The 25,396-nt window shown below is 40.1% G+C and carries 23 protein-coding genes; 15 read left to right on the top strand and 8 right to left on the bottom strand.

Annotated features, from left to right (window positions below):
- Positions 1-4 precede the first annotated feature (4 nt).
- The 11 genes from FAZ19_RS21965 (at position 5) to FAZ19_RS21915 (ending at position 11,131) form a co-directional block, all read left to right on the top strand.
- The gene (locus FAZ19_RS21965; RefSeq protein ID WP_136822922.1) at positions 5-1,144 is read left to right on the top strand and encodes a toxin-antitoxin system YwqK family antitoxin; all 1,140 of its coding nucleotides are present in this window, start codon (positions 5-7) and stop codon (positions 1,142-1,144) included.
- A 46-nt stretch (positions 1,145-1,190) separates the two neighbouring features.
- Positions 1,191-1,844, top strand: coding sequence for a phosphatidylserine decarboxylase family protein (locus FAZ19_RS21960; protein ID WP_136822921.1), 654 nt, complete (start codon positions 1,191-1,193; stop codon positions 1,842-1,844).
- Between the two features lie 84 nt (positions 1,845-1,928).
- Positions 1,929-2,963: a sensor histidine kinase gene (locus FAZ19_RS21955; RefSeq protein ID WP_136822920.1), complete on the top strand. Its 1,035-nt coding sequence runs from the start codon at positions 1,929-1,931 to the stop codon at positions 2,961-2,963.
- Between the two features lie 70 nt (positions 2,964-3,033).
- Positions 3,034-3,681, top strand: coding sequence for a DUF47 domain-containing protein (locus FAZ19_RS21950; protein WP_136822919.1), 648 nt, complete (start codon positions 3,034-3,036; stop codon positions 3,679-3,681).
- 34 nt (positions 3,682-3,715) lie between these two features.
- Positions 3,716-4,726, top strand: a complete 1,011-nt coding sequence (locus tag FAZ19_RS21945; protein ID WP_136822918.1) for an inorganic phosphate transporter — start codon at positions 3,716-3,718, stop codon at positions 4,724-4,726.
- Positions 4,727-4,956: 230 nt separating this feature from the next.
- A complete protein-coding gene (locus tag FAZ19_RS21940) occupies positions 4,957-6,345 on the top strand; it encodes an OmpA family protein (RefSeq protein ID WP_136822917.1) in 1,389 nt (462 codons plus the stop codon).
- 168 nt (positions 6,346-6,513) lie between these two features.
- Positions 6,514-7,923, top strand: a complete 1,410-nt coding sequence (locus FAZ19_RS21935) for a tetratricopeptide repeat protein (protein ID WP_136822916.1) — start codon at positions 6,514-6,516, stop codon at positions 7,921-7,923.
- Positions 7,920-8,669 carry a shikimate dehydrogenase family protein gene (locus FAZ19_RS21930; RefSeq protein ID WP_136822915.1) on the top strand — a complete coding sequence of 250 codons (750 nt, stop codon included), beginning with the start codon at positions 7,920-7,922 and terminating at the stop codon, positions 8,667-8,669. Before FAZ19_RS21935 ends, FAZ19_RS21930 begins: the two co-directional genes overlap by 4 nt.
- Entirely contained in the window at positions 8,659-9,246 is a 588-nt protein-coding gene (gene gldD / locus FAZ19_RS21925; RefSeq protein WP_136822914.1) for a gliding motility lipoprotein GldD, read from the top strand. Before FAZ19_RS21930 ends, gldD begins: the two co-directional genes overlap by 11 nt.
- A gap of 17 nt (positions 9,247-9,263) precedes the next feature.
- Positions 9,264-9,905: an MBL fold metallo-hydrolase gene (locus FAZ19_RS21920; protein ID WP_136822913.1), complete on the top strand. Its 642-nt coding sequence runs from the start codon at positions 9,264-9,266 to the stop codon at positions 9,903-9,905.
- Positions 9,902-11,131: an FtsX-like permease family protein gene (locus FAZ19_RS21915; RefSeq protein WP_136822912.1), complete on the top strand. Its 1,230-nt coding sequence runs from the start codon at positions 9,902-9,904 to the stop codon at positions 11,129-11,131. The genes FAZ19_RS21920 and FAZ19_RS21915 overlap by 4 nt, the downstream gene beginning before the upstream one ends.
- On the opposite strand, the gene FAZ19_RS21910 is transcribed toward FAZ19_RS21915, so the two are convergent.
- Both FAZ19_RS21910 and FAZ19_RS21905 read right to left on the bottom strand, forming a co-directional pair.
- A complete protein-coding gene (locus FAZ19_RS21910; RefSeq protein ID WP_136822911.1) occupies positions 11,128-11,778 on the bottom strand; it encodes a peptidase associated/transthyretin-like domain-containing protein in 651 nt (216 codons plus the stop codon). The two genes, FAZ19_RS21915 and FAZ19_RS21910, sit on opposite strands and share 4 nt — an antisense overlap.
- Before the next feature lie 70 nt (positions 11,779-11,848).
- The gene (locus FAZ19_RS21905; RefSeq protein ID WP_136822910.1) at positions 11,849-12,124 is read right to left on the bottom strand and encodes a NifU family protein; all 276 of its coding nucleotides are present in this window, start codon (positions 12,122-12,124) and stop codon (positions 11,849-11,851) included.
- Between the two features lie 215 nt (positions 12,125-12,339).
- On the opposite strand from FAZ19_RS21905, the gene FAZ19_RS21900 reads away from it, so the two are divergent.
- Genes FAZ19_RS21900 through coaBC form a run of 3 tightly spaced genes read left to right on the top strand, consistent with a single transcriptional unit; the run spans position 12,340 to position 14,834 of the window.
- Positions 12,340-13,260: an outer membrane protein assembly factor BamD gene (locus FAZ19_RS21900; RefSeq protein WP_136822909.1), complete on the top strand. Its 921-nt coding sequence runs from the start codon at positions 12,340-12,342 to the stop codon at positions 13,258-13,260.
- Between the two features lie 26 nt (positions 13,261-13,286).
- A complete protein-coding gene (locus FAZ19_RS21895; protein WP_136822908.1) occupies positions 13,287-13,616 on the top strand; it encodes a DNA-directed RNA polymerase subunit omega in 330 nt (109 codons plus the stop codon).
- A 12-nt stretch (positions 13,617-13,628) separates the two neighbouring features.
- Positions 13,629-14,834, top strand: a complete 1,206-nt coding sequence (gene coaBC / locus FAZ19_RS21890) for a bifunctional phosphopantothenoylcysteine decarboxylase/phosphopantothenate--cysteine ligase CoaBC (protein WP_136822907.1) — start codon at positions 13,629-13,631, stop codon at positions 14,832-14,834.
- On the opposite strand, the gene FAZ19_RS21885 is transcribed toward coaBC, so the two are convergent.
- Positions 14,829-16,205 carry a methyltransferase RsmF C-terminal domain-like protein gene (locus FAZ19_RS21885; RefSeq protein ID WP_136822906.1) on the bottom strand — a complete coding sequence of 459 codons (1,377 nt, stop codon included), beginning with the start codon at positions 16,203-16,205 and terminating at the stop codon, positions 14,829-14,831. The two genes, coaBC and FAZ19_RS21885, sit on opposite strands and share 6 nt — an antisense overlap.
- A gap of 56 nt (positions 16,206-16,261) precedes the next feature.
- Between FAZ19_RS21885 and FAZ19_RS21880 the strand changes: the two genes are divergently transcribed.
- On the top strand, positions 16,262-16,645 hold the full coding sequence (locus tag FAZ19_RS21880; protein WP_136822905.1) for an SRPBCC domain-containing protein: 384 nt from the start codon (positions 16,262-16,264) through the stop codon (positions 16,643-16,645).
- 147 nt (positions 16,646-16,792) lie between these two features.
- On the opposite strand, the gene FAZ19_RS21875 is transcribed toward FAZ19_RS21880, so the two are convergent.
- The 5 genes from FAZ19_RS21875 to FAZ19_RS21855 are packed head-to-tail and all read right to left on the bottom strand — an operon-like array spanning position 16,793 to position 25,367.
- Positions 16,793-18,166 carry a discoidin domain-containing protein gene (locus FAZ19_RS21875; protein ID WP_136822904.1) on the bottom strand — a complete coding sequence of 458 codons (1,374 nt, stop codon included), beginning with the start codon at positions 18,164-18,166 and terminating at the stop codon, positions 16,793-16,795.
- 2 nt (positions 18,167-18,168) lie between these two features.
- Positions 18,169-19,983 carry a LamG-like jellyroll fold domain-containing protein gene (locus tag FAZ19_RS21870; protein WP_136822903.1) on the bottom strand — a complete coding sequence of 605 codons (1,815 nt, stop codon included), beginning with the start codon at positions 19,981-19,983 and terminating at the stop codon, positions 18,169-18,171.
- Between the two features lie 11 nt (positions 19,984-19,994).
- Entirely contained in the window at positions 19,995-21,986 is a 1,992-nt protein-coding gene (locus FAZ19_RS21865) for a M60 family metallopeptidase (protein ID WP_136822902.1), read from the bottom strand.
- A 19-nt stretch (positions 21,987-22,005) separates the two neighbouring features.
- Positions 22,006-23,733 carry a LamG-like jellyroll fold domain-containing protein gene (locus FAZ19_RS21860; RefSeq protein WP_169305749.1) on the bottom strand — a complete coding sequence of 576 codons (1,728 nt, stop codon included), beginning with the start codon at positions 23,731-23,733 and terminating at the stop codon, positions 22,006-22,008.
- 20 nt (positions 23,734-23,753) lie between these two features.
- On the bottom strand, positions 23,754-25,367 hold the full coding sequence (locus FAZ19_RS21855) for a DUF5008 domain-containing protein (protein ID WP_136822900.1): 1,614 nt from the start codon (positions 25,365-25,367) through the stop codon (positions 23,754-23,756).
- Positions 25,368-25,396: the final 29 nt, after the last annotated feature.

The following is a 25,396-nucleotide window of genomic DNA, read 5'->3' as shown; positions in this document are numbered from 1 at the left end:
TTTTATGAAAAAATCGGTTTTACTTTTAATATACGCATTATTCTACGGCAATCTTTGCTGGGCACAGCAGGATTCCGTAAGCAAGCCGATTTTCTTTGAACAGGCGCCACAGGGCTTAGTACGATTCTTCTTTGACCAGAACTATTACCTCGTTGATAAAAATTGTCCGTACAAATACATTGAACGAGTAGTCGGCTTTATCCCATCCAAGAATCAATTTCATGGTGAATTTAAAGATTTTGGCCCTAATGGCCATATCCTTCTATCTGGAAATTATATTAACGGAAAGAAGGATGGTATTTTTAAAGCATATCATCCCAATGGGAAACTGAAGTGGGAAACTACTTTTAAAGACGGCGAATATTTTGGGGAATGGAATTATTATTACCCGGATGGCAAGCCGATGTTATTTCTGGAATTTGACACGGCCGACTATGCCATCAAACAGATGTGGAATCAAAAAGGCAAGCAGATCGTAACCGATGGCGAAGGGAAATATGACTTTACGATGCCCATTATTGGGTTTACGGAGCATGGTTTCACTTTTTACAATAGAAAAGGAAAAATAAAAAACGGGAAGCCCGAAGGCATCTGGCAGGTTATGCTCGGCGATCATCAAAAAACGAACTACTATATAGGAGAAGAATATTATGAAAACGGTATTCGCCATAGAGTACACCACGTGTATGATTTTTTTAACTATTATAGGGCCAGTCTTACCAATTTAAAAGAATTCAGCATTTTACCGAACGACTATTTCGGGCTAGCGGAGCTGCTTCTTTCCAAAAACTGCTCTTTTGATGATTTTTCGGGTTTTTCGATTTACTTAGCGAAGCGTTTTACCACATCTAAAAACCTATTGAATCGGCAAATAGAAGGTGATTTTCAAGCCACTATTCAATATAAAGTTGCGGTTTCCTTAGAAGAGGAACCAAAGGTGATCGAAATCAACTTCCCAGATTCTCTTCCGCCAGATACAAAAGAAGCATTGGAAACTATTATCAGAGATGTACCTTATTACCTCCATTCTTATAAAGATGGTCAAGAAATAGATGATATGCTAACCGTTACATTTAACATCACAAACAGTCCTGACGAGCTGATTTTTCATTCCGTACGCATCCAACGAGAAAAGGGTGAATAGTTAACATAAAATTTTCTAATTTTGTAAAAAAACAGATTAAATACTTATGAAATTTCACAAGGAGGGCTATACCAGTCTTGCAATCACCATATTATTCATATTCATCATAAATGCCATAGCAGATTATTATGATGCAGCTGCTTCGATCAAATGGATATTGTATATATTTTCTGCTTTTCTTTTTATTACCATCGTTCAATTTTTCAGGAGTCCTAGAAAAAACATTGCTCTTGAAGATGGAGTGATCTTATGTCCAGCGGACGGGAAAGTGGTCGTTATCGAGGAAACAGAAGAGACCGAGTATTTTAAGGATAGAAGAATACAGGTATCGATCTTCATGTCCCCAGTTAATGTACATGTGAATAGAAATCCCATTTCAGGTATTGTATCCTACTTCAAATATCATCCGGGCAAGTTCTTGGTCGCGTGGCATCCCAAATCGTCTACCGATAACGAGCGCACCACAGTTGTTGTAAAACATCAAAACAATACAGAAATATTATTCCGTCAGATTGCTGGAGCACTGGCTCGTCGGATCGTATGGTATATAAAAGAAGAGGATGTTGTAACACAAGGCAGCGAGTTTGGTTTTATTAAATTTGGTTCCCGTGTGGATCTCTTTTTACCACTGGGCACCGAGATTAATGTCAACATAAATGACAAAGTAGTTGGCGGTAAAACCATTATTGGAAAATTTTAATATTATCTTAACATATATATAACTAATTTTAGGCTTCAAAATTTGAAGCTTTTTTAACCCCTTCCATGACCATCAAGAAGCTGTATGAATTTTAGGGCATTGGTTATCAGCTTATCTCTCGTATTCGCGGGATCGCTGGCTTTTATAAGTCTTTTCTACGAAAATAACTGGACACGTTTCATCCTCATATTTTTCGTGGCGCTTGTAGTGAGCTATATCGCGCTGGATAATATTTTCCAGAACTATATCAATAAGAGGATTAGTAATATCTACAAGCTCATAAACAACCTAAAACTTGGCAAAGACATTCAAAATGTATTAGCACAACATTCGAGCGATGATCCGATTAAAGATGCGGAACAAAAAGTACGTGATTGGGCGACACAGAAAGTATCCGAAATTGACAAGCTCAAGGAGCAGGAAAAGTTTCGGAGAGAATTCCTATCCAATATTGCGCACGAATTCAAAACACCGCTGTTTGCGATTCAGGGATATATCGAAACGATGCAGGATGGCATGCTTGAAGAAGACCCCGAAATGGCACTTATCTTTCTGAGTAAAGCATCGAAAAATATTGATCGGCTAACCTATCTTATCAATGACCTGGATGAAATATCCAAATTGGAATCGGGAAAAATTTCCCTAAACATTCAAAAATTTGATCTCGCCTCACTTATCACCGAGACAACAGAACAACTTGTTGACAAAGCAAGGAAAAGCAATATTACCCTCATTACAAACTTAAAAAATAACAACAGCATTTTTGTAAAAGCTGATCGGCTAAAAATACAGCAAGTATTAATCAATCTGATCGATAATTCCCTGAAATATGGTAAGACGAATGGCAAGACTACGATCAGCGTATTTCCCCTTATTGACCAGATTCTTGTGGAGGTAACCGACAATGGCTACGGAATAGAAGAAAAAAATCTAGCTCGCGTTTTCGAACGGTTCTACCGTACGGACAAAAGCCGGTCCCGGGATATCGGCGGATCGGGACTCGGACTCTCCATTGTAAAACATATATTAGAAGCCCATCAGCAAACGGTGAATGTAAGAAGTACGGAAGGAATCGGCACCACTTTTGGATTTACCTTGGCAAAGAGTAAAACAGGCTAAACATTAAACCAGGCAAACTTAACATTAACTTAACATTAAGGTTATACTTTTGTAGCAAATATTTATCATTATGTCTTTAAATAGCATTTTTCAGTATTTTGTCCCGAAGGACAAAAAATTCTTTCCCTTATTCGAACAAGCTGGGGCCAATTTGATTGAGATGGCAAAGTTGTTAAAAGAAAGTGTCAACAGCACAAACCTAGAGATCAGAAAAGAAATATCTAAAAAATTAGAAGACCTTGAACATACCGGTGACAACATTACCCATCAGATCCATTTAGAACTAGGTAGAAATTTTATCACCCCTTTTGATCGCGAAGATATCCACGCGCTAGCAAGTTCGCTAGATGATGTTGCTGATTTTATTCATGGCGCTTCCAATAGAATGGAACTTTACAAAGTGGAGCTGCCAAGTCAAGCGATGATTGAAATATCAGATTTGATATTGGAAGCTACGGAACATGTTGCCACAGCGTTGTACGAGCTGAAAGATCTTAAAAACATCCGAAATATCACCGATTCATGTGTACGTATTAATAGTGTAGAGAACAAAGCAGACTATATTTTTGACAAAGCAGTAGCTGATCTTTTCGAATATGAGAAAGATGCGATTACGCTTATCAAATATAAAGAGGTACTATCGGCGATGGAAGATGCTACAGATAAGTGTGAGGATGTGGCCAATGTATTAGAAAGCATTTTAGTTAAAAATGCATAACACCCTTCTTAACACTATTAAAGCATAATATATTATGATAACAACATTATTAGTCGTCGTTATCGTGTTGGCTATTGCATTCGATTACATCAATGGTTTTCATGACGCAGCCAATTCTATTGCGACGGTGGTTTCGACTAAGGTACTTACACCTTTTATGGCGGTGCTTTGGGCGGCATTATTCAATTTCGCAGCTTATTTTTATTTTACCGACCACAAAGTAGCCAATACCATTGCCAAGACTGTCCTTGAACAATACATCACACTGGAAGTTATCTTTGCGGGTCTCGTCGCCGCAATTTCCTGGAATTTATTTACGTGGTACTATGGTATTCCATCCAGTTCGTCGCATACCTTAATTGGAGGATTTGCGGGTTCGGGAATGGCATATGCTTTAATCCTTGGAGCAAACCCACTTGAAGCGATCAACATCAGCGCAACGTTAAAAATTATTTCTTTCATTGTCCTTGCGCCTGTCATCGGGATGACGATATCGATCATCATTACATTGATTATTATCAACCTGGCCAAAAAATCCCGACCCTCTGTTGCAGAGAAATGGTTTAAAATCGGTCAATTGATCTCCTCTGCTGCGCTAAGTTTTGCCCATGGAGGGAACGACGCACAGAAAGTAATGGGTGTGATTGCTACAGCCTTAATTGCGCAGCAAGTTATACCCAATTTTGAAGCCATGCCTGCTTGGGTGCCCCTATCCTGTTACGTTGCCATCGCCGCAGGAACGATGAGCGGTGGTTGGAAAATTGTAAAGACGATGGGAACTAAAATCACGAAAGTGACTCCGTTGGAAGGTGTAAGTGCCGAAACGGCAGGAGCAATTACGTTAGGGATCACGGAACACTTTGGTATACCGGCCTCTACTACGCATACGATTACCGGCTCGATTATAGGGGTAGGTGTAGTGAAACGGGTATCGGCAGTACGTTGGGGGGTCACGATTAGTTTACTGTGGGCATGGGTACTCACCATTCCGGTTAGCGCCGTGTTGGGTGGAGTCACTTTGGCTATCATACACTACATTCTATAAGTTGCCATTGGTCATATTTTACTACATCGGCGTTGAATTATCGACTTTCAATGAAAAAGAATTGAAAAAATTTGGTGGATATGATTCTAATCTGTAATTTTAGCCAATATTTTGGTGTTTAACACCTTAATTACAACAAGATGGAGCTATTATAATTTTTGGCATCGTTATTGTTAAGTTATGTTAAATTGAGAACAATTAAAATTTTAATAACCTTTAAACAAAAGAGTATGAACTATTCTACAATTAAAAAAACAGCTGTTGCAGCTTCTTTAGTAGCCGCTTTAGGCTTTGCTGAGACTGCACAGGCTCAAACTCCTACTGTATTTGGCGGTAGATCACAATACAGAACTTGGTCAATCGGCCTTCAAGGTGGTATCACTACACCTAACGTATTGGTAGGTGGATCAAACAACTTCGGTCAAAAAGTTGGTCTTTTCCAAAATAAAGTTGGTGAGTACTATGGTTTGACTATTCGTAAACAATTCTCTCACTTATTCGGTATTGAATTAGAAGGTAACCGTGGTCGTGTCAAAACTTATAACCATGAAGTATCAGGCCCTGCTATCGAAAGCACAGCTTGGGGTATCGACGCTAGATCAGCAGAAACTGAAATAAACTGGGCTGGTAGCTTGAATGGTGTATTCCAATTGGGTACAGTAGACTTCATGAGAAGAGAAAATGCAGTTAATTTCTACGCTAAAGTAGGTTTAGGTGTATTGGCAAACAACCCTGTTCAATACACAAACAACGATTTCACAGGTGCTGAAGTAGATAACAAAGGTTCTTGGGGTGAAGAAATTTTCGGTGACCGCGAGCCTGTTGGAGATAGAGATTTCAAATTAGCAGCTTACGTACCAGTTGGTGTAGGTGTTAAATTTAAATTATCTGAAGTAGTTGCGTTGAACTTAGGTTACACAATGAACTTTACAGACGACAACTTATTATACGGTCCTGGTCGTTCAGATGTTAAAGGTAAATTCTCTAACTTATACGGTGGTTTAGAATTCACTTTAGGATCACGTGATAAAGAAAACTTAACATTTACAAACCCAGTAGCTACATTATATGATGAATTAAAAGATCCATCATTACGTAATGAAGTTGAGGCGTTAAAACAACGTGTTTCTACATTAGAAGGTACTGTTGATCAATTAGGTAAAGATTCTGATGGTGATGGTGTATCTGATAAATTTGACAAATGTCCTAGCACTCCTGCAGGTACTGTAGTTGATGGTTCAGGATGTCCGATCAAATTTCCAGAGCCAGTAGTACAAAGTAACAATGCTACAGGCGCTTACTACTCTCCAATTCAATTCGAATTTGATAGTTCAGTATTAAAAACTTCTTCATACTCTACTTTAGATAAATTAGCTAAAGAATTGCGTGATGCTAACTCATCTGTTACTTTAGATGGTTATGCTTCTGCAGAAGGTACTGAAGATTATAACATGAGCTTGTCTAAAGACCGTGCTAACGCAGTAAAACAATACTTAGTTAACGCTGGTGTTTCTGCTTCAAGCATCAATGCTAATGGTTACGGCGAGGCTAATCCAATTGCATCTAATGCAACTGAAGATGGTCGCGTTCAAAACCGTCGTGTTGAAATCAAAAAATAATCCTACTTTTTACAAGTAAGGTTAACATAAGAAGAAAGCCGTTACTCATTGAGTAGCGGCTTTTTTGTGTTAAACCTTCCCTTTATATTACATTCCTATGTTAGGATGTGGAAAATAATTTATAGTAACTTTACACCGAAAAGTGTATTTTTCAATAAATCGTAGAATATGGAAGAGGAATTTGAATTTGGATCTCCGGAAGAACAGAAGCAATCTGTGGACCGTTATGAAGAAATGATTCGTAATGATGATCAGTATTTTTTCGATTCGACCGCTTTTGAAGGGATTATTGAATACTATACAGACAAAAATGACCCCATTAAGGCCTTGCAGGTTATCGATTACGCGATTAACCAACATCCTTATGCTACTTCTTTTTTACTGAAAAGGGCCCAGCTTCTAGCAAGCATACAGCAATTTGATGCGGCATTATCTTCGCTCGAAAAAGCAGAGCTTCTAGAACCCTCAGAAGGAGACATACATTTGATCAAAGGGTCAATCTTAGCTTCTTTAGGAAGCTACAAGGAAGCCGAAGACGCCTTTCTGTATGCGCTTTCGCATGCCGAAAATAAAGAGGACGTCTATTATCAACTTTCTGGCCTTTACCAGATACAAGGTGATTACGACAAGGCAATTACCTTTTTGAAGAAGAGCCTGGAGATCAACATGGAAAACCAGGATGCCTTATATGAGCTAGCCTTTTGCTACGATATATTGGATAAACAGGAAGAAAGCATTGTATTCTATTCACAATACATTGATAACGAACCCTACTCTTATGCCGCGTGGTATAACCTCGGAAATGCCTACCACAAACTAAGTCGGTTTGAAGAAGCCATTGATGCCTATGATTATGCAATATTGATTAAGGAGAATTTTGCTTCAGCATACTTTAATAAAGGAAATGCGCTGGTAAATCTGGATAAATATTCTGATGCAATCCTAGTCTATAAACAGACTTTTGAATATGAACCTCCTAATGCCGACACGTATTGTGCTATGGGCGAATGTTATGAAAAACTGGAGCAGATGGACACCGCACGTGATTACTACAAAAAAGCGGTCAAGTTGGATAACACCATGGCAGATGCCTGGTTTGGAATAGGCGTCACCTTGGATTTTGAAGAACGCTATTTCGAATCGCTGCACTTTTATAAAAAAGCCTTGGAGATAGATGATGAAAACCCAGACTATTGGTTTGCAATAGCCGATGCACGATACAAATTGGGACAAATCGAGGAATCTGAAATGGCATATGGCAAAGTGGTCGAGCTAAACCCCACTGATATAGAGGCATGGCTTGATTTCTCTTCCATCTACTTCGAACAAAAAAAGTATACCGAAGCAATTGAAACCATGTCGGAGGCGATAAAATGCAATCCCGATTCAGCGGAGCTGTACTACCGGTTGGTAGCTTATCTCTTTGCCAATGGACAATATAACGACGCGCTTAATTTCTTAGAATTAGGTCTGGCCATATCGCCCGAAAAGCACTTTATTCTATTTGATTACCTTCCGCAGTTACAGGGCAATCAAATCATCGTCGACATCATCAAAAAATACGCGTCCGATAAATGAAAAAACTTGGTTTGATTGGGTATCCTCTTGGACATTCATTTTCTAAAAAATATTATCTCCAAAAATTTGAACAAGAAGGTATCGCAGATATAAATTACGATCTATACGCCATAGAAGATATTCAGGACTTCCAACACCTATACCGTTCTGATGTTGGCTTTTATGGTTTTAATGTAACGATCCCCCATAAGCGCAGCGTGATGCAGTTTATCCATGAACTCTCTGCCGAAGCGCAGGAAATCAATGCGGTCAATTGTATTAAGATTAAAAGAGAAGGGGATGGTATTTATTTAAAAGGTTTTAATACCGATGCATTCGGGTTTGAGGAATCCCTTAGACCACTCCTAAAACCCGTACATAGACAAGCGCTTGTATTGGGAAATGGAGGTGCCGCAAAGGCGGTAATATATACCTTAAAGAAATTAAATATTCCCCATCTGATCGTTAGCCGTACACAGGAAAATGGCGATCTGACCTACGAAGCATTAAAACAGATCGACTTAAAAAATTATCAGATCATAATCAATTGTTCCCCTGTGGGTACTTTCCCGCATGTACAGTATGCGCCGGATATAAACTACGAACAGCTCTCCACAGATCATTTACTATACGATCTAATCTATAACCCCACAGAGACTCTTTTTCTACAAAAAGGAAAACAGAAAGGTGCTGTGATTAAGAATGGACATGAAATGCTTATCCTCCAAGCGGAAAAAAATTGGGAGATCTGGAATAATGAAGAATAAAATACGGATAAGCCTAGCCTTTATTATTACGCTTCTCGTACATATCGGTTGCCAGCCAGCACCGTACACGCCAAAGCCTAGAGGTTTTTTTAAGATTGACTTTCCTGAAAGAGAATATGTGCACGCCAACACAGGATGCCCTTTTGATATAGAGATCCCAGGTTATTCCCTACTTGTTGCAGACCCTTCACAGACTAAGCATACCTGTTGGAAAAACGTAGATTTCCCCCAATTCAATGCCCGTCTGCACCTCAGCTATTACCGCATCAGTCCGTCTGCTCCGTTTGATTACCTCACGGAAGACGCCCGTACATTTGTATTCAAGCATACCGCTAAGGCGACTTCCATTGACCAAAAAAGCATCCAACATAACGATCATAATCTATATGGAGTGGCGTATTCCATCCGCGGGAATACCGCTTCGAACTATCAATTTTACGTCTCCGACAGCACCACACATTACCTAAGAGGAGCATTATACTTTAATGAGAAGCCACATCTAGATTCTATTCAACCTGTTTTAGATTTTTTGAAAGAGGACATTCGCCATATGATTTCTACTATTAGGTGGAAATAATTCCCTAGATTTGAGGTATGATAAGCATTGAAACTTTCGTATTTAACCCTTACCAGGAAAACACGTATATACTACATGATGAGCAGCGCAACTGTATCATCATCGATCCGGGTATGCACAATCCTATGGAGGAACAGAAACTTAAATCTTTTATCGAAACGCATACACTCACCCCTACTTTACTGCTCAATACCCACTGCCACATCGATCATGTGCTGGGTAATAGGTTTGTTTTTGACGAATGGGGTCTAAAGCCTCAATTTCATGAAGGTGAAGTTCCCGTATTGGTTGCCGTGCAGAATTACGCACCGCAGATGGGAATCCGGTACGACGTTTCCCCGATTCCGGATACGTTTTTAACCGAACATGATACGGTGCAATTGGGGAACCACGAACTGACCCTTATTTTTGCTCCGGGGCATTCACCTGCACATCTTTGCTTTTACTCGGCGGCCTTCGGCTTCCTAATCGGGGGGGATGTGCTGTTTAGAAACAGTATCGGACGCACAGATCTACCAGGAGGAGACCATGATACGCTATTGGCCAATATTTCCACCAAAATTTATACCCTACCGGATGATACGGTTGTATATCCCGGCCACGGCCCTAGTACTACCATCGCGTTAGAAAAAAACACCAATCCATATATTAGGGGATGAGACACATAAGAGTTCCTTTACTATTTGCTTTTAGATATCTTTTTTCGAAGAAATCGGTGAACGCTATTAACATTATTTCGCTGATCAGCGTAGTGGGTGTCTTTGTGAGTACGGCCGCATTGGTCATTGTGCTTTCTTTTTACAACGGCATGGAGAGCTTTATACTTTCCATGTACAGCACATTCACCCCCGAGCTTCGGATAGAACCCGCAAAGGGAAAGGTTTTCTCTACCCATACCGCGGGGTTAAAAAAAATAGCGGCAGACAAACGCATAAAAAGCTACTGCGAGGTGCTAGAAGACAAAGTATTGCTGCAGTACGACAACCAACAGTTTATCGGGCAGTTGAAAGGGATGGATCCCGAAGGTCTGTCCAAACAAGGGACAGAAAATATCCTTCATACCGGGAATTATACCCTTCAGCATGACAGCACGTTTTACGCCCTTATCGGTGCACAAGTGCAGGCCAACCTGAACGTGCCAATATCTGGCATTGATAATATTATTGAGTTATTTTCGCCACGAAAAGGGGCTTCCGTGAATAGCGTGAACCCGTTGGACGATTTCAATTCACGAAAGATCAGTTTGAGCGGTGTCCTGACCTATCAGCCCGAATTTGATAATCTGGTCATCGTACCGCTGGCGTTTGCGCGCGATTTACTTGGCGAAGCCGATAAAATCACCGCAGTAGAAATATTTTTGACCGATTCCCTCCAATCCCATGCTGTTCAAGATGAAATTAAAAACACCTTAGGTAAAGACTTCCATGTAAAGAACAGAGAAGAACAGAACCCTACCTTATACAAAACCATAAAATCCGAGAAATGGATCGTATTTTTTATTCTTACGTTTATCGGAATCATTGCGATATTCAATATTGTGGGCTCATTGACAATGCTCGTGATCGACAAGAAAGACGACATGAAAATCCTCCAAAGTTTGGGGGCCGAGCGTTCAATGATTGAGCGTATCTTTTTTATTGAGGGAATTCTTATCTCTCTTATCGGTGGTGTTCTAGGTATTATAGTAGGGTATATATTCTGTAAATTACAGGAAATCTATGGATTTATACGCACCGGCGAGACGGATGGTTCATTAATAGATGTTTATCCGGTGGATATTCGTTCGGAAGACTTTGTACTGGTATTTGTGACGGTAGCCTCCTTGTCGTTACTTGTAGCCTACTTCTCCTCCAAATTGAGCGTAAGAGAAATCGGCAACCCTTAATATTTCAGTTTTTCCCGGCTCCAATCGCCTCTCTTTATTTGTTGGATCAATTCTCCCCAGGCGAAAGGGTTTAACAGCGGATTGCTAAACCGTTGATTAATGTTCTTATTGTTCATTATACCGTGCCGTTGCGAGGAATTGTAACTTTGGATCTCTTCAGCACTTCGAGGCACGATTCGCGCCAAAGCAGCCAAAGCTTCCGGAGTAAGGTTTTTTCGCGCTGCTGCAATATTGTCATCTCCCAGGTTCAATGCCATGAATTCAGAAACATATTGTTCATAGCTGGCCCAAGGAAATGGTGTAACAGCCGGGAGCTCAATGACCAGGCTTTGCATCTTTATATGTGCGGTGTGTCTATCTAAGTCTGCTTCGGGAATAACAAACGTTACGGGGTCGTATCCTACCGAACTAAACCGGATGGTATCGCCGACATGTGCTACAAATGAAAAGTAACCATCATTGTTAGACACGAAAACCTGTTTGTTAAAGGATATATTTGTTATCGACACATAGGCTACAGGAAGATCGGATCCGATGGAGGTAATCAAACCACTAAACTGCAATATTTTCCGCTCCTGCGATTGGGCTGTTACAAACAGGCCTAACGTCAGGAAAAGGATTGCGATATGTCTAAAGCTATTTGGCATCTTAACAAAACTAAAGAAAATAAATCTGTAACCGCTGTTAAAATGTGTTAATCACTACACAACAATTCTATTACAATTGATTAGGTGTAGTCGCATTAGGGTCGTTTATATCAGTGATATTAATTGCTTCGACCGACACAATTTCGGGGACAGCTTTTTTGATTGCCTGCTCCAGGCCGGCTTTAAATGTCATGATACTCATAGAGCAACTTGCGCAGGCCCCTAATAATTTCAACCTAACCACATTGTCTGCTGTTATCTCTTCAATACTCACATTACCCCCATCTGTTTCAAGATAAGGCCTAATACCATCTAATGCTTGTTCGACTCGTTCTGTTATGGTCATTCTTGTTTCAATTACTTTTACCAGTTGTAAATATACACATTTTTATTTTCATTGCCACGTTGGATTAATTTATAATGCAATAGCATGACACGCGAAATAATTAGGTTAAACTTTGTTAAACTGCATATCCGTTCCCATAGTAATCCATTAAAATCAAGTAAATTGCGCTTCAAAAATTAATTGAATATTATTGTTAATTGACGTATCTTTGTAAAATGTTTTTAAATAAGCGAATAGGAATACTAACTGCCTTTCTGGTCATCATTTTCTCTTTTACGGGCTGTAAAAGTAAATTCGAAAAACTACGAAATAGTAATAATCTTGGGATGAAATACCAGGAAGCCGTTAAATTATACGAAAAAGGGAAGTATTCGAAGGCTTTAATTTTATTTGACGATTTAATTCAAAAATACCGTGGACGTGCGGAAGCGGAGGATTTGTACTACTTCATGGCTTATACCAACTACAGACTGAGAGATTATACCTCTGCGCGCTTTCACTTTAAGCGCTTTGCAGATACCTATCCAGGCAGTATAAGAGCTGAAGAATGTCTGTTCATGTCTGCTTATTGTTACTATGTTGAATCGCCTAGGTCAAATTTGGACCAAGAGAATACGAGAAAAGCAATCGACGAATTACAACTTTTCATCTTTAGGTATCCCGAGGCCGAAAAGGCAAAAGAAGCAGGCGATTTAATTCAGAATCTACGGGATAAATTAGAAAAAAAAGCATTCGATAACGCTAAACTATATTTCAATATGGGCTTGGCAGATGATTACCGTGCCGCGGTAATTGCCTTAGAAAATGTGTTGAGAGAATATCCGGATACCAAATATGCCGAGGAAATAGAATATTTAATGATGAAGTCGCAATATTTATTTGCCGACAACAGTTATCCTAATCGTCAGGAAAAACGTTTTAACGAGGCAATAGACTATTACAATTCATTTGTCAACAACTATCCGGAGAGCAAATATAGATCGGAATTAGACGGATTAAAAGCCAGTGCAGACAAAAAGATTGTATTTGCGATTCGTCGATTGGATGAATTAAACAAACAAATTGAAGAGCGTGAAAAAGAACTTGGGATCACACCGGTACAAGAACTTTCAGAAACGAACAGTACAACAAATTAATAAGAGTTTTCATAATATATAACAATATGAGTCAATCAAAGAGTAACACCGTTGCTAATTCTACTGTCACCCGAGATTTAAGAGATTTCGATAAGACCACGGATAACCTTTACGAGTCTATCGTCGTGATCAGCAAAAGAGCAAATCAAATTGGGGTAGAAATCAAAGAAGAGTTAACATCAAAGTTAGCGGAATTTGCAACTAGTAATGACAACTTAGAAGAGGTATTTGAAAATCGCGAGCAAATTGAAATTTCGAAACATTACGAGCGTTTACCAAAACCTAGCTTAGTTGCTATCGATGAGTTTTTGAACGACAAGGTGTATTTCAGAAACCCTGCTAAAGAACAAGAATAAGCTGCAGGCGCCATGTCTTTGAAAGACAAAAATATTTTGCTAGGTGTATGCGGCAGTATTGCCGCATACAAAATAGCTTCCCTGATACGACTCCTCGTAAAAGCTGAAGCCCACGTACAGGTGGTAATGACCCCTGATGCCACGCAATTTATTACGCCGCTCACCCTTTCCACCCTTTCCAATAATCCAGTTTTAGTAGATTATTTTAACCCCAAAACAGGGGAATGGAATAATCATGTGCATTTGGGATTGCAATCCGATCTGATTCTTATTGCCCCTGCCTCTGCCAATACGATTGGGAAGCTGGCGAATGGGCTATGCGACAACTTACTAGCAGCAGTATATCTTTCGGCCAAATGCCCCGTATATCTGGCCCCCGCAATGGATTTGGATATGTGGCAACATGCCGCTACACGACGCAATATTGCTCTTCTCGCATCCTATGGTAATATTATTATCCCTCCGGGTAATGGAGAACTGGCCAGTGGATTAGTCGGCGAAGGTCGTCTTGCAGAACCCGAAGATATCCTATCGTTTTTACTGGAACATAGCACTACTACACTGCCTTTAAAAGGCAAACGGGCTCTTGTAACAGCGGGCCCTACGTATGAAGCCATTGATCCGGTACGATTTATCGGTAATCACTCCAGCGGTAAAATGGGCTATGCGATTGCAGCCCGATTGCAGCGTTTAGGTGCAGATGTAACGTTAGTGAGTGGCCCTACGAGCTTGAAAACACCTCAAAATGTAACACAGATAGCTGTTCAATCGGCCGCGCAGATGTTTGAAGCCTGTGAAGCAGAATTTCAACAGGCCGACATTATCGTAATGAGTGCCGCAGTAGCCGATTACACACCAACTGTCGTAGCCGATCAAAAAATCAAGAAAAAAGCGGAAGATTTTAGTATTGCGCTGAAAAAGACAACGGACATCCTTGCTACGCTGGGTAAAGAAAAGAGAGAAGGCCAAACGTTGGTGGGATTTGCACTCGAAACGAATAACGAACTCGAAAATGCAATCGATAAATTACACCGCAAGAATTTAGATCTTATCGTATTAAACTCCATGCAAGATAAAGGTGCCGGATTTGCGACAGACACCAATAAGATTACCCTTATCGATCGGGCAAGAAATATCCATAGCTACGATCTGAAATCAAAAGAAGAAGTCGCAAAAGACATCTGTATGCATATAATTGCGCACCAGACAGCACTATAGATTAGCGATCCGTATCCTCTTCGGATAATAATTATTGATGCGATTGGGCATCGCTTTCATCCAACCTAGATTCATTCCTTTATACCTGATCAGTATCCAGCCTAATTTGCCTGTGGTATTAAGCTCAACCGGAAGCACTTCTTTACGCAGGAAACTTAATGCATTTTCTAAATCAAGCGATAGAAAAGGAATGTTGCTCTGTATGTAATTACTAAGGGCTAGATCGTGCGAAGGGATGAGTTCCTTCCCCGTAAATTTTCCAATTTGTGTGCCCGCATTTCGCAGGTATAATACATTTTGAAGCGCTTTTAGATCTAACTCGTACTGACTAGGTATTATATGGATATTATCCTGGTGTGAGAACACGAATACCTTGTCGTCGTTGTGTACCCATTTTGGGATTATGTCGAGCGGAACATCATACTTTTCGGGCTTTATCCTTTTCATCGCAAATGAATCCTGTATGCCGCTCCGCTGTAGCACAGCAAAGGAAAAGCACTCGCCGCCTTCCATTTTGTGTGGATAGAATCGAAAAGCGCTCGCCTTATACTTTGGCGATGTCGTTTCCTCTATCTGCCAATCGGTGTTAAGATTTAATGGCACACTAACCATGTCGAATGTCTCGATCAACCAATCCACTATCTCTTCATTCTCTTCCATGGAGTCCGAGCAAGTGGAATAAAACAAATAGCCATTTGTTTTTAAAGAAGCGATACTTGTGGTTAAAATCCGTCGCTGCCGCTCGCTGCACAGCGCGACATTTGCTTCCGACCATTCGTCTATCGCCGTACTATCATCTTTCCTCAATACGCCCGAACCGGAGCAGGGCGCATCGACGACCATTAGATCAAAATATCCAGGCAACCGATTAAAGGCAGAGGGATCATTATTGCTGATTACGACATTCGGATTACCCCATTTCATCAGGTTATCTGCTAAGAGGATGACCCGGGCCTTAACGATATCATTGGCAACCAGCAGGCTATCGGGATGAAGTGAGGCATTAAGTAACGTAGATTTTCCGCCGGGAGCTGCGCACAAATCCAATGCCCTTATCGCCGATTGATCGAGACCGAGTTGCCGGATAGCGTAGCTTAGAAACATCGAACTCGCCTCTTGTACATCAAAGCAACCTGCGTGAAATAGGAGGTCTAAGTTGGATATCAGTTGCTCGCTGAGGTAATATCCCTCTTTGCACCACGGCACCTGTTTGTCGAGCTTTAAATGCGTCAGATCGGCCGGCTTGGCTGGATTAACCCGAATAGTATTTGACTTTTTCGCGGTATCGTGGATAGCGACGAAAGCTTCCGTATCGAAACCTTTATCTGCCCTCAAACGACGAACTAGATCATTGGGTAACTTGTTACTCATTCTATCAAAAGTAAAAAATCAAAAGTAAAAAGTGAAAAATTTACCTAAGTTTGTCTATGAAGAATTTCAAGCAATACTTTGTTATTCCGGCTAGTCCTACGGAGATTTATCTTGCACTCACCACCGAAATCACCATTCGTCTTTGGACGGGGGATACTGTAGAAATAGATCCTCAGGTTGGAGGAGAATTTTCCTTATGGGATGGCGCTATCACGGGGCGCTTCCTCGAACTCGAACCGGGGAAAAAGATTGTGCAGCAATGGTACTTTGGCGAGCAGGAAGAGCCTTCTATTGTTACCCTCAAACTGCATGAACATAAAAAAGGTACTTCTCTTGAAGTAAACCATATCAATATTCCTGAGGATGCCTACGACGAGATCGTTGAGGGCTGGGAATCGGAATATGTAGAAAGTTTAATTGATTTTTATACGGAAGAGTAAGAGCTAAAAGAAGGTGTCCAATTGTTTTTTTGCACCTAAAAATTTGCATTTTTTAGGATAAACAAAAAATCCCCAAAACGCTCTGCGGTCGGGGATCTCTTCTTTAAAGGCTTTTTAGACGATCTCTTTTAATTTACTACTGTCTTATTACTCTTTATACCCTTCAAAACTAATTTCTCCTAAACTCATGAATTGTGCATTAAATCCATTTTTAAAAGAAACCCTCACATATTTTGTTTGCAGAGTTTTGATCAAGTCAAAGCTAACCACTGTTCTCGCTACATTTGAGGTATTTGTAAACGATTGGTATGTCGTAAATGTTTCGCCATCCGAGCTTATTTGCAAATCAAAGTCTTTAGGTGCCCCACTGCCGTTATTATGACGTATATTCAAAATTACCTTAGTAATTAGCAACTCCTGATCAAACGTGATGGTAGCTTCATGGGGCCAAGGTGGGATTGCTCCAGACCAAGGCGTATGCCAAAAAGTATCTGTATTTCCATCAATCAATGCAGGGCCGCCGCCGCCGTCCCCCTCATGATTGGCACTCACAGCAACTGACCAACCTGTTTTAGATGCTGCAGTATTAAAAGTCGTCAAAGTAGGGTTATAGACGTAATTAAGCGTCTTTACGAGTACTCTTCCATAGACATCTTCGTATTCCACGTCAATATTTTTAGTCGAAGTGCCCACTACTGCCGGAAAAGTGACCAAAGAGGTTCCAACAACCTCTTCAATAGCAGTTCCATTAGCGGTAGGATAAGTCACTTTAATTTTCTTTACTCCAATATTTGAGTTGGTCAACGCATTTAAGGTTACAATACCCAAAAAAGGAGTGATTGTTGTGCCTTCAAGCTGGTAACTATACTGGTATTGTAGCTGTTTCGATACTTTACGGCCTACATTATCCTCCAGCTCTACATTAATCGTATTTGTTCCATCCTTTGCTTCAAATAACCCAGAAATATTTTCTTCTGCGCTCTGCAAAGACAACTGGCCACTTCCGCCCAATATCTTTGGATAGGTAACCGTCACTTTAATATCGGCTAGATTGGGGTTATTTAGATTTATACGCATTTGTCCTTCATACAGAAATGGGCTTTCTGCATTTGCAATTACTTCTTCGATAATATACCCCTTATTACTTACACTCGTCTTTGCCATTTTAGATACTACGCCATTCGATGCATAGGATGTTAAGATAAAATCATGATCCCCCTGTTCCTGCGTTACAAAAACTCCGTCCTCCGTAAAATCGGTAAATTCTACTGATCTATCCACGCCTTGATCTTCAAACGACACAACGACTTTCACCGTCTTATCACTCATTTCAGGCCATTTGACTACAAATTTATAATCATATCCTCCTATCAACGTGACATCAGTAGGTTTTGCTATCACATCAATGTTTCCTTGCTCTTCACCTTGCTCCACGACAGGGAGAAGCAATTTTTGTTTGGTACATCCCACCAATAGGAATGAACAAAATAAAAGCAAACCTATATTATTTAATCTTTTCATGATTATTGTTCAAAAAATTCACTTAAGAAATTATTTAAAAACTCAATTCCTGGCATTTTCCAGTCATCATTTATCTCTAATTGCAGCCAGTAGAATACCTCTGTAAATAGATCTATATTTTGGAGATAAACTTCAGTAGCAGGAGATTGGCAAGGAATATAATTTTTAGCAAAACTAATACTTGGGGTTCCTGACAATGTCATCGCGGGGGCTGAAGTACCTAATTTATTTATCCATACATTTTCTTCAAAGCTTTGGTAGCTAGCCAACAAACTATTAAACAAAGGGTCTGATTCTTCGATATTTTTAGAACAAGAAATCTTTCTTACGTCGGTCTCTGAAAGCGCAGTTTTCCAAACTCTGAAATCTGCAATATCATAGAATGAATACCCCAAATCTGTCCGCTGCGTATTAAAACCAACGGTTAACGGCTCAGAATTTGCAAAAGCATCAACTCCCATAGCAATATTTTGTTGCTTTATTAATGCACCATCGAGGTAAACGGAAATACTCGTAGAGTTGGCCGATAGTTTCCCAAAGGTAAAAGTACAGTGATGCCACTCTCCATCGGTCCCTCTCGTAAACTCTACCTCTTGGGTATTCGTCCCATCTTGGAACCTTAACTTAAAATTAACATTTTGACCATATAAATGCCACCCTGCATTCGCGTTGTTTGCCGCAGCGTCTTTCCCCATAAAATAGTTATACCAAAACGTATACCCCCCTGTAAAGTCTAAGCCTTTCCAGACGTTATCCTCATGCAATCTGTATTTGAAATCGTAGGTAATTGATCCATCTGGAGTTGAATTTGCATTAAAAACATTACTTGAGGCATCGCCAGGAGACTGTGCACGAACTCCTATAGTGGGGAACGTTCTTGTTCTTCCATTCGAACCAAAACTATAATGATTATAGGTCCCTGGGAAATACCCATTTGCAAAGAAATAGGTCATTGACTCCGCCTTTAACTCGAGAGGTTTAAATCTATTATTATAATAGAGACTAAACGTGTTGATTTCGTTATCACTAACTCCCCCGATGCCTCCAGTTGTACTTCCGCCATGTGGTGAAGTGATTGCAATAAGCCAATTTTCCTTTTCAAAATTTTCTCCCGCTTCAATTGCAGCTATTATGCTACCAATATAAGCATCAATCTGATCCAAGGCTGCTTTATATTTTTCATTTTGCACTACAAAACCACCATCCTTACCTGCGTCCAGCAATCCATTAAATTGTATGATAGATAGATCCGGTTTTTGATCTTTTAATAATGCTATTGTTTTTTGCTCCACTTCCTTGTCAGAAGCCTCCACGTTATTAAAGTCCGAATCAGCCAATAACATATTGCTCATGGTTAGATTTTGCACCACTGTTGCCGTTTTCAGCCGCTTGTTTGTCCCCTCAATACGATTTATTAGCGATGGTGTAAACTCCAATGGTGCGTGATCATCTTCCAAGTCAATTGAAGGCATATAAGACTCCTGTGTAATCTTATGCTGAGAAGAAGGATAACCCGTAAGGAGAGATGCCCAACTTGCCGGACTGCCGGTATTTTGATCTGCTTTCGCCTCATAAGAATATTTACTATGCTCCATCAATTTTCCGATTGTGGTCGGCTTATATTCTTTAATCTGTGATCCGACCAGCCCATCCACAGCTATCACTAATACTTTCCGCTTCATTGCTGTATCTACTTCAGCAGTATATTCTTCGAATTGTGGTTCCGGATTCGCAAACTTCGTACAGGAAGAAGCCAGAGCAAGTCCAGTAACAGTCAACAAGAAGAAAGTTCTATTAAGTTTGATCATATATTTCATACAAAAGTCCTTTAATTCGATTCATAAAAAGCGCCAGCCTCTGCAATAGCCGTATGGGCCTCTCCTCCCCAATTATTTTCCGTGAATGCGAATCGTATAAAGCGAATTTCCTCCACAGTATCGAATTTCATCTCTACCCTATTTTTGCGACCACCTGCATCTGTATTCGCTGTAGAGATTATTAACTCACCACGATCTATCCATGGAGCATTCTCAGAAATCTTCGTAAAGATTCGAGTTGCCCTTCTGAACGTATTATTTTGTCTGTTTTGGTAATAAACGCCGCGTATTGCTTGCGGACTTTTCATATCCAGATCAAGATATGTCGGGTTGGTAGCAGAAGCTGTAGTATTTGGGGTACAATTACCATAGCAAGTATGCCAATACGTGTCCAGTTTTCCATCACTCAAGCTCGGGAAGCCTCCGCCCTCCCCTGCACTTGCCATATTCGAGCTCCAAACGAAATCTGATCCGATAATATCATATTTGGGATCCAGTTCATCATTTCCGCCCGTGTTTGTCAACGGATTATACGTCCATATTTTAGTAGTCATACCAGGATAGGTATTACGCATATCCCGTTTTGCTGCGCTGCTCACCCGAATACCCCACGCATCCATAAAACGCGCGTAATCCTTGCCTGTAAATTCACAGAGGGCCCTATAAAAAAAGTCCATTTTCGCTTCATCTAATGAGAACGCATAGACCGAATTTCTGGCCTTTGTATAAATGAAAGTCCAAAAGTCCCATCCAGATTCCCCATTTTTACCCTTCACTTTATTGAATATTTGTAAAAATGGTGTCAACCTTAAAAATGGTTCTTCTCCTGTATTAAAATTCTTCGCAGCATTTGTGGCAGCAAACTCCAACCCTCTCGGAATGTCCTTACTCACGGCTCCATGTGCCGCTATGCCAGGGTTTCCTAACCGATGTGCCCCACGAAATACAAACAAGTTATTTGTAGTTTCGCCCAGCGCAGACCAGCTCCATGTCGATCCCATCTGATAGTTGTGTCCTATTTCGTGATAGGTTCCCCATGCTCCATCGATAGTTCCACTAAAAATATAATCAGCATTAGAGAACTGCATAAACCAATGCTTATCTTGCGTGGCCATCCAAGGTTGTCCACTGTGCGCATATGCCGGCTTTCGCAATTGAATATCAAGCACGCCACGTTCTGGTAATTCAGGCCAAGCATTTTTTGGATCTGGATTTCCTTTAGTTAGACCCATCCAAGTGTAGTAATCCTTCTCATAAATATCATTCCATGCTGTCAAGGTCTCTGCAACTTTAAGCTCGCTTCTATATTGAAGGACCATTGAACGCGGAACCGTAAAAATAGCCCGTTCGGAGCGAAGTTCAAGCCAAGGCACGTCGTTATTCGCGACATCCTGCAACCACTGCTCTTGATTACTCTTACCCAAAATAAAATCCGATGTCCGTGCAACATTGCTAAATTTCAATCCCACGGGTTGACTCATCGCAATAGCCGCATGAATCCAAATAATGCCACCATACGGGTTACGTACATAGTTGGTACCGGGAAAAAGTTCTTTCACTGTGTAAATAACGGGATCTCTACGCAATGGCTCTTCACCTGTTAAATTCACGGTATGCGCACCCACTTGCACAGTCAGGCCCGTCGCGCCCGTTGGTACCACAATTTTTACGTTCTCACCTGCCGGGGCATATAGTCCAGTACTAAAGATAGGTCTTGGCGTCACCGAAATTTTCAGATCAGAACTCCTGATATATCGAAAATTCAAATCCAAGGAGACTAGGGTATCCTGTATACGTTTAGCACTTGCCCCGACCAACCCAGGATAGATACGTGCCCGATCCAACATAGATTTATCTACATAATTTAAACTGGTATCACTGGGGTTTTCACCATCGGTATCTCCCGATTGGAATCCATTTTCGAAATCATAGCCATACTTACCACATGATATAAATGTTGAAAGTAAAATAACTGCGATTATGCTTTTCTTAATTATACTCATAATATAAATTATATAATAATTAGTATTCAAAAACCTTATATGGAGGAGTCCATGCCTGTCCTTTCAATTGCCATTGTTCCTGTGGTAAGACTCCAAACCATTGGTAAATAAATAGAGGGATATCAATTAAATTCGGAACCAACTTAAATGTAGACTCATTGATGTCTGGTATAATAAACGGAACCAATTCGTCAAATGTCGACCAACTACTTTTGTTGATTATAGTCATATTTCCAGCTTTGCCAGATACATCAGTCAATACAGCCTTTCCATTATCATTGTACATTGGCCAGTAACCTTGCAAATTATTATAATACGGGGAGTTATCCGGCTTAACCATAGCCAATCCACTGTACTTTCTTACATCTTCGTCACTGAAAGCGATATTATAAAACTGAAAATTACACACCGTAAAATCTCCAGTATTATATTCAGAACCGGGATGTCTTCCGAACATAAGTGGAAACGTATTTGTCAAATTGCTCGTTCCAGCATTGGTTTCATCTGAAAGTTCACCATCTGTGTATATTTTCGATCGATTATTAGTACGATCGATTATAGCCGTCACGACATGCCATTTGCCATCATTAATCAGCTTAGTGACGAGTTTCTTACCTGATCCATTGTGACCCAACTCTGCTTTACCGCCCGACATTAAAACCTGCCAGCCAGGAACAGCTCCATCATCAAATTTCGGTCGTTTCATAAAAAGAGCCGGATAATTATTTACCTGATCAATAACATTTTGCTTAAAAAAGAAAGTGATAGTCGCACTTTCATTTCCGGCAATATTCAATTTCGACGCATCATCCAGTCGGGCGGCCATCGCCTGAACACCATCAGTACTATACAGCAAACGCATGCCCGCTCCACTGAAAGGAATGGTCTTCGTACTAGGTTTTGCAATATATTTGCGGCCGAATTTTGGAGAATAAAAATATGTAAACGTATTTTGGATCGACTTACCGAAAACGGTATTATCTGTGTTTGATTGATCTGCGGTAATTTCACCTCCTATGCTCGAGGTCAAAATCACCACCCAGTTTTCATTCGCATAATTAGTTCTGGATTTTAGGGCATTGATCAATTCCCCTACCTGCACATCCAATTGCCCAATTGCCTCAACATATTTTATATCATTAGTTTCATAAGAGTTAGCTTCACCTATTACATAGGGGTTGCTCAAATGGCTTATCACTAAACTCGATTCTGTCGTCGCTATAGTACTTTTTGTTTTGTTTACGACCTCAATATCATTAATTACCACTTCTTTCTTATCAACATCTTTTAACAACGTAGAACTAACCACAGCTGAAGTCGTATAAGCTTCGCTAGTGAACTCACTATCATTCGCTTTAAGTCTTGTTACAAAAGTAGGGGCGGCTTGCAAATCGATACTACCCAAATCGCTACTCACTTTGTGTACATCTGGATGAACACCCGTGAAAAGATTAGCCAAACCAATCGCTTGGGTAAAATTTTCGGTGGCATAATCCGCTAACGAACTATTCGTATACAATGCATTCCGGGCGATAACTCTTAAATTCTCAGGTTCCAGGTCTGTTAAAACTTCACCACGTAGACCATCAACAACTACTAACAAAACTTTATTTTTGGAGATGCTAACGTCGGTAGATCCATAATCTTCCTTCAATAGATTTGGAAAATCCTTATTGCAGGATGACAAGACTAAGATCGAAAAAGTCATCAAAGCGCTGACTTTAAAATTTTCAAATATTTTTCTCATATTCAACATCTTAAAATGAGTTAATTTTTAATTTCAATTCGCACTATATTTCCTACATTAATTCCATCTACAGAAAATATAGTACCACCTATTAATAGTGCTGGATATCCTTCGCTTGATGTGGTCTCTGCGACAGTATATATAGACCCAGAAAAGGCTCCCATATTATTGTACTCTTGTTTGGCAGAACCATCCATTTCTAGGATCAAAAGATTAGACCTCGTTACTCCGTCATACTTTTCAAATCCTCCTGTTACCAGTACTTTTCCATTATTCATTGCATAAGCATAAGTTGGAACACGACTATCTGTGTCTTTCATTTTAAATTGTTCATCGACACTGCCGTCTTCGTTCAGAATAACAACACCATTTGCGGCTTTTCCATTGTACGAAGTAAAACGACCAGCTAAAGCTATCTTTTTAAGGACCGGATTATACGTTATAGACAATATCAAATCATTTGCTCCAGCACCGGTAAAAGATTTGTCTCGGGTACCATCCGGGTTTATGGCAAATATCCTATTTGCAGATTCGCTATTAAACGTGGTAAAATTACCCACCGCCAAGATCTTTCCATCAGCTAACTGAATAGATCCTCCTATAGTACCATTTACCCCCGTATTGCCCCACATAAAAGTTGAGTCAATGGCTCCGTCATTTTTCAGCCTTACAACATTCCTCACCCTAGTATTAAAATAAGACTTTTGCTGTTTAGAAGAAAACATGTAATCCGTACGTAAATGGTTGGTAAAATTGCCGATGACAATCATACCACTATTAGGTGTTGGGTAAATTCCGGTGATGCTGCTAAAATTAACCCCTCCTCCTGAAACCACAGAAGACGTTAAATAACCATTAAAAGCAGGTACCGTATCTAAATTATTCTCTGGTTTATCAGGATCCGGATTAATTACATCAACTATCATCGTATCCAATGCTCCAGTAGATTGCAAACGGGTAATGGCAGATACCAATCTTCCGTTAAAAGAACTTAATCCTCCCGCAATCATAAATTTACCATCAGGTAATTTGGCGATAGTGCTGATTCCGCCCATTCCACCTTTTTTAAAGGCTCCTTCTACACTTTTCCCTAATGAAGTAATACTATGTATATTGTTCCTAAATATTGTACTACTGGCTTCATCTTCATAATTTGTAAAATAGCCTCCTATCCAATAGTTTGCACCATTTTCAAAAATTGTGTTTACGGTGCCATTAAAACCATTAGCAATGTCCAAATCAGTGTCTACCTTCACCTTTCCTTCAATGGGGATGCGTGGCCCGTAAAACACCTGATTTCCAATTAACACTTTTAATCTGCCCGAACTCACCAGTTGTGGCACACGCAAATCCATTGTAGAATCTGTATATGAAACTACATCTGTTTCTTGTTCACTTATATAAGCTTTTAAAGCACCTGTTTGTGATTTTAATCCGTTAATAGAAACCTGGAACACTTCTCCTGGTCGTACCGCATCCAACTTACGATTCAAATTTTGAAATTTAACGCCCAAAGGAGCTTCACCTCCGTCATATGGATTGACACCTATTTCTGGATCCTTGCAGGAATAAACACCCAATGCCACCACAAGGGCAACTAAGCTCATAAATGTCTTATTTATATATCTTTTCATCTTTTTACTTATTCATATACCCGTGAATA

It is taken from the genome of Sphingobacterium alkalisoli (assembly GCF_005049105.1).
Classification (GTDB): domain Bacteria; phylum Bacteroidota; class Bacteroidia; order Sphingobacteriales; family Sphingobacteriaceae; genus Sphingobacterium; species Sphingobacterium alkalisoli.
This window is presented reverse-complemented; position numbering and strand designations above follow the sequence as displayed.

Excerpts from the sequence above, each read along its gene's own strand:
- FAZ19_RS21965 (WP_136822922.1), top strand. The coding sequence starts at position 5 with ATGAAAAAATCGGTTTTACTTTTAATATACGCATTATTCTACGGCAAT.
- FAZ19_RS21960 (WP_136822921.1), top strand. The coding sequence starts at position 1,191 with ATGAAATTTCACAAGGAGGGCTATACCAGTCTTGCAATCACCATATTA.
- FAZ19_RS21955 (WP_136822920.1), top strand. The coding sequence starts at position 1,929 with ATGAATTTTAGGGCATTGGTTATCAGCTTATCTCTCGTATTCGCGGGA.
- FAZ19_RS21950 (WP_136822919.1), top strand. The coding sequence starts at position 3,034 with ATGTCTTTAAATAGCATTTTTCAGTATTTTGTCCCGAAGGACAAAAAA.
- FAZ19_RS21945 (WP_136822918.1), top strand. The coding sequence starts at position 3,716 with ATGATAACAACATTATTAGTCGTCGTTATCGTGTTGGCTATTGCATTC.
- FAZ19_RS21940 (WP_136822917.1), top strand. The coding sequence starts at position 4,957 with ATGAACTATTCTACAATTAAAAAAACAGCTGTTGCAGCTTCTTTAGTA.
- FAZ19_RS21935 (WP_136822916.1), top strand. The coding sequence starts at position 6,514 with ATGGAAGAGGAATTTGAATTTGGATCTCCGGAAGAACAGAAGCAATCT.
- FAZ19_RS21930 (WP_136822915.1), top strand. The coding sequence starts at position 7,920 with ATGAAAAAACTTGGTTTGATTGGGTATCCTCTTGGACATTCATTTTCT.
- gldD (WP_136822914.1), top strand. The coding sequence starts at position 8,659 with ATGAAGAATAAAATACGGATAAGCCTAGCCTTTATTATTACGCTTCTC.
- FAZ19_RS21920 (WP_136822913.1), top strand. The coding sequence starts at position 9,264 with ATGATAAGCATTGAAACTTTCGTATTTAACCCTTACCAGGAAAACACG.
- FAZ19_RS21915 (WP_136822912.1), top strand. The coding sequence starts at position 9,902 with ATGAGACACATAAGAGTTCCTTTACTATTTGCTTTTAGATATCTTTTT.
- FAZ19_RS21910 (WP_136822911.1), bottom strand. The coding sequence starts at position 11,778 with ATGCCAAATAGCTTTAGACATATCGCAATCCTTTTCCTGACGTTAGGC.
- FAZ19_RS21905 (WP_136822910.1), bottom strand. The coding sequence starts at position 12,124 with ATGACCATAACAGAACGAGTCGAACAAGCATTAGATGGTATTAGGCCT.
- FAZ19_RS21900 (WP_136822909.1), top strand. The coding sequence starts at position 12,340 with ATGTTTTTAAATAAGCGAATAGGAATACTAACTGCCTTTCTGGTCATC.
- FAZ19_RS21895 (WP_136822908.1), top strand. The coding sequence starts at position 13,287 with ATGAGTCAATCAAAGAGTAACACCGTTGCTAATTCTACTGTCACCCGA.
- coaBC (WP_136822907.1), top strand. The coding sequence starts at position 13,629 with ATGTCTTTGAAAGACAAAAATATTTTGCTAGGTGTATGCGGCAGTATT.
- FAZ19_RS21885 (WP_136822906.1), bottom strand. The coding sequence starts at position 16,205 with ATGAGTAACAAGTTACCCAATGATCTAGTTCGTCGTTTGAGGGCAGAT.
- FAZ19_RS21880 (WP_136822905.1), top strand. The coding sequence starts at position 16,262 with ATGAAGAATTTCAAGCAATACTTTGTTATTCCGGCTAGTCCTACGGAG.
- FAZ19_RS21875 (WP_136822904.1), bottom strand. The coding sequence starts at position 18,166 with ATGAAAAGATTAAATAATATAGGTTTGCTTTTATTTTGTTCATTCCTA.
- FAZ19_RS21870 (WP_136822903.1), bottom strand. The coding sequence starts at position 19,983 with ATGAAATATATGATCAAACTTAATAGAACTTTCTTCTTGTTGACTGTT.
- FAZ19_RS21865 (WP_136822902.1), bottom strand. The coding sequence starts at position 21,986 with ATGAGTATAATTAAGAAAAGCATAATCGCAGTTATTTTACTTTCAACA.
- FAZ19_RS21860 (WP_169305749.1), bottom strand. The coding sequence starts at position 23,733 with ATGAGAAAAATATTTGAAAATTTTAAAGTCAGCGCTTTGATGACTTTT.
- FAZ19_RS21855 (WP_136822900.1), bottom strand. The coding sequence starts at position 25,367 with ATGAAAAGATATATAAATAAGACATTTATGAGCTTAGTTGCCCTTGTG.